Genomic DNA, 4,139 nt, shown 5'->3' with positions numbered 1-4,139 from the left:
GAGCCGAAATTTTAAAATTTCAAAATTCTATAAAATTTAAAAGTTTGCCCCGGCTAAATTTGAAAGCACAAGCGGATTTTGCATTTTATCGCAGCGGAATTTTAAAGCTAAAGTGAAATTTCATCGTGCGAAACATAAAATCCGATAAATTTTAAAATTTTCAAAATTTCGTCGTAATTTAGCTTGCAAAATTTCGCGAAAATTCCGTCCGTAAATTTCAAAATCCCATAAAATTTTTAAAATTTTACGTGCTTCATCTTAGATTCACGCACAGGCAGGCTTAGCAGAGCTGCAATAGCCGCTAACGTCATATCCAAATACCACATATAATCATACGCGCCGTATGCCCGCACTGCAAGACCTCCGATATATGCGCCAAAAAATCCGCCGATTTGATGCGAAAGCATCGTAAATCCAAATAGGCTTGCTAAATATCGCGTCCCCAACAGCTTACCGACGGCAGCCGCAGTAGGCGGTACGGTCGCTAGCCAGGTAAATCCTAATCCCACGCTGAAGATATAAAACGTAAGGCTATCTTTGGGCGAGAGCACATAAGCACCAATAAGAGCGATACGCAGGGCATATATGCAAAATAAAATGACTTTACAGCGCACTTTGGAAACACACCAACCTACGAATAAGCTGCCTACGATGTTAGCGATACCAATCAGTGCGAGCGAAAAGGACGCTACCTGCGCACCATGCCCGCTTAGTGCTACTTCACTAGGCAGATGCGTCACTAAAAACGCTACGTGAAAACCGCACGTAGCAAAGCTTAAATTTATCAAAATATAGCTTTTATCGCGCAGTGCCAAACGCAGAACTTCGCCTAAGCTGCGCTTATCTTCTTCATGCAGGCTGGTTTGTTCGCCAAATAGAATTTTACTGCCTGCCAAAAGTCTTGCAAGCGGTAGAATTAGCAAGCTAAGCCCTGCGAGCGTAAAAAATGCGCCGCCGTATCCCAAAGCAGGCGTTGCGATACAAAACCCTATCATCGGCGCAAATAAAAACTGCCCGAACGAGCCGCCTGCATTTAATACTCCGCTAGCAACCGAGCGGATAGAAAATGGCAGGCGCTTTGCCATTAGGCTCATTAGAATCGGAAAACTACCCGCGCCAAGCCCCAATGCAAGCCCAAAACCCATCGTTAATACAAGCGCGCTTTCACTACTAAATAACGGCACAAGAGTGCAACTAATCGCCAAAAGCACGCTGCCCCAAAACAGCACGACGTAGGCACCGAGCTTGTCTGCAAGTATCCCACTAAGCGGTTGCGAAAAGCCCCATACCAGCTGCGTAGTTGCCATCGCAAAGCTTACTTGTGCGATGGATAGGGAATTTGCTTGCATTATGGGCTGTACGAAAAGACCTAATGACATACGAATGCCCATCGTAACCATCAAAATCGCCGCGGCGCATAGGATCATTATCCAAACTGATTTCATATATATTCCTTTTAAGAAATAGAATTATAGCATAAAAATTACGAATATATCGAGATTTTATAGATATATTTAATTAATGTATTTTAGTATATTATTTATGTAAGAGGAATTTACCGAGCTTTAATGGGCTTTGCATTAAAATTCCGTTTTCAAGGAGAAGCGATGATTTATGAAGATGAGATGATTTATGTGGAGCGCGAGGAGCACGAAGTGCCGTGGGTGAAGGTCTTTACGAAAGCGAAATTTAAAGAGCTTAGCGACTGCGACGAGGCGACGCTGGCGCATCTGTGGCGCGCCGTGCTTCAGTGCGAAAAGAGCCTGCGGGAGTTTTACGCGCCCGATAAGATCAATATCGCAAGCTTCGCCAACTACGTGCCTCGCGTGCATTTTCACATCCAAGCGCGCTTTAAAAACGACAGCTTTTTCCCGGAGTCCGTCTGGGGTAAAAAGATGCGCAAGGCTAAGCTCGATCTGCCGGAATTTAGCGAATTCGCAGAAATTTTAGCGGCAAATTTAAAGATGGAATTCAGATGATAGGCGCGCGATCCAAAAAATACCTAAGCCTTTTCGCGCTTGCTTGCTGCGTTGCCACCTTTGCATTTTACCTGCGCTTTAAAAGCGAGGAAAACGAGATAAAAATCAAGCAGCAGTTCGATTTTAGCGCGAGTTTGTTTGAAAAGATCGTGGACGAAGAAAAGCTAAACGCCTTTGCGATCTCGCTGATTTTGTCGCAAAACAGCGACGTGGTGCGCTGTTTTGAGAGCGGCAAACACGGCGAGTGCATGGATGTGACGAAAAAATACAAAGATATTTTAAGCGCAGTGCCCTTTTATACGGGCGTGAAGATACATTTTCATACGCAAAACACCAGAAGCCTAGCTAGGAGCTGGAGCGACGAATTTTACGACGACGATCTGAGCTCGTTTCGCCATTCGCTTTTGCAGATCCGCCACAGTCTGCTTCCCAAAGCGCTTGTGGAGATGGGGCGGTGCGGGGTTTTTATGCGCGGAATTTCGCCCGTTTTTAGCGACGGTAAATTTATCGGAAGCGCCGAGATAATGCTCGATTTCGAGCACGTCATCGCGCAGATCAACCGCATGGGAAACGATATTTTTATCCTCGTAGATAAGAGGTTCGAGACCGACTGCTTCTACGATAAAATAGGCGTTATCAAGGACTTTATCGTCGTAAACAGCGCGCCGGATTACGACGTTTTGTCGATTTTGGCGACGCTTGATTTTGGGGCGCAGAGCTTTATCAAAAAGGACGGGCATTATTTTTACGTGCGGGCATTTTCGGACGAAAACGGCACGAAGCTGGGCTATATAGTTCTGCACCGCAAGGGATAACGGCAGGATTAAATTTAGGCGCTTGCAGCTCTTAGCTACTTTGTCGCGGCGTCACGGCACGGCGAGCAGACGTTTTAAATTTGATCGTAAAATCGCGGAAATCTGCGCTGAAATTTTAAATTTTAAAAGGAGCGTCGGTATGAAATTTTATAAATCAGTTAAATTTAAAGTCGCAATAGGCGTGCTGCTTCTTATAATAATACTCTGCGCCGCATTCATCCGCATCATCCCCGATTATTCCACTTCACGAGGCTTTGTCGTAGTTACTATTTTTGGCTACAACAAATATAAGCAAGGATACTGCCTTAAAGAGGATAGAATTTTATCAAAGGAGGAGCGATTTAAGCGCGGAATTTTAGATCTTTTAAAGAGGCGTATACTGTTTCAAACCCTCGTTACCGACAAATGCTATTATGTATATGGCAGTGAAACTTGCAACTACGGCAATAGAGAATTTGCCGTTAAAGTAGGCTTTTACGAAACGGATAAATTTAATAACAATGATTGGCTGGAAGTTCTATCTAAAGAATATGAGATACAAAAACGTGAAAATCAAGCCGCTTGGCCGTATAGAAATATTTTTGTCGAGAAATTTCAAATGAAGCCGGTAAATATCGCAGAAAAGTTAAAAATAAATTTAGATGGCAGATCAGCCGGTTTTGAGGAGCCTATAGTAGAATACGGCGGTTTGCGCGAGTATATTTTATACTTCGATAAAAGCTTTATATTGTATGATAATTTTAAATTTAGAGATGTCGTGGTTAAAATATATGTAGGAGACACTATAAAAGATTTATCTGAAGCGAAGCAACATTATGATGAGACTATAGAAAACGGCTCGCGCGAGAAGAAGTATTATTTAAAAATCGACACATGCGGTAATAGCGATTTTGAAGTTTATGAAAGCAATATCGAGGAAATGGCGGATCGCTTGGTAAGAGAAAGTTTGTTTAAAGGTGGCTGAAAAGCTGAGTAAACAACTGAAATTTTAAATTTTAAAAGGAGCGTCGGTATGAAATTTTATAAATCCGTTAAATTTAAAGTCGCGATAGGCGCGCTGCTTCTTATAATAATACTCTGCGCCTCATTTGTCCGCATCATCCCAGATTTTTCCACCTCACGAGGCTTCGCTGTCGTTACTATTTTTGGCTACAACAAATACAAGCAAGGATACTGCCTCAAAGAGGATAGAATTTTACCTAAAGAGGAGTTGTATAAAAGGGCTATTGCTGAGTATTTGGAAAAAGAATTAGAAGCTACTATTTTAATTAATGATTTTCGTTGCAAAAAGTATGGAAGATCTTGGTGCAAAATGAATAAAGTTTCATATTATAAAGCCAAAAAT

Annotated in this window: 4 protein-coding genes and 1 pseudogene; 4 read left to right on the top strand and 1 reads right to left on the bottom strand. The window is 42.4% G+C overall.

The window, feature by feature from the left end:
• Positions 1-236 precede the first annotated feature (236 nt).
• Positions 237-1,445: an MFS transporter gene (locus Q0174_RS09140; protein WP_298043450.1), complete on the bottom strand. Its 1,209-nt coding sequence runs from the start codon at positions 1,443-1,445 to the stop codon at positions 237-239.
• 162 nt (positions 1,446-1,607) lie between these two features.
• Here Q0174_RS09140 and Q0174_RS09135 point away from each other — a divergent pair, with 162 nt between their 5' ends.
• The 4 genes and pseudogenes from Q0174_RS09135 to Q0174_RS09120 all read left to right on the top strand — a co-directional run.
• A complete protein-coding gene (locus Q0174_RS09135; protein ID WP_298043448.1) occupies positions 1,608-1,979 on the top strand; it encodes an HIT family protein in 372 nt (123 codons plus the stop codon).
• Positions 1,976-2,794 carry a cache domain-containing protein gene (locus tag Q0174_RS09130; RefSeq protein WP_298043446.1) on the top strand — a complete coding sequence of 273 codons (819 nt, stop codon included), beginning with the start codon at positions 1,976-1,978 and terminating at the stop codon, positions 2,792-2,794. Before Q0174_RS09135 ends, Q0174_RS09130 begins: the two co-directional genes overlap by 4 nt.
• Positions 2,795-2,933: 139 nt before the next feature.
• Entirely contained in the window at positions 2,934-3,758 is an 825-nt protein-coding gene (locus Q0174_RS09125; RefSeq protein ID WP_298043444.1) for a hypothetical protein, read from the top strand.
• Between the two features lie 48 nt (positions 3,759-3,806).
• Positions 3,807-4,139 (top strand): annotated as a pseudogene (locus Q0174_RS09120) (hypothetical protein); the annotation flags it as partial.

Origin of the sequence: uncultured Campylobacter sp. (genome assembly GCF_937996225.1) — a bacterium.
In the GTDB taxonomy this organism is placed as follows: Bacteria; Campylobacterota; Campylobacteria; order Campylobacterales; family Campylobacteraceae; genus Campylobacter_B.
Note: the sequence above shows the minus strand (reverse complement) of the source record. Positions and strands in the feature narration are given on the sequence as shown.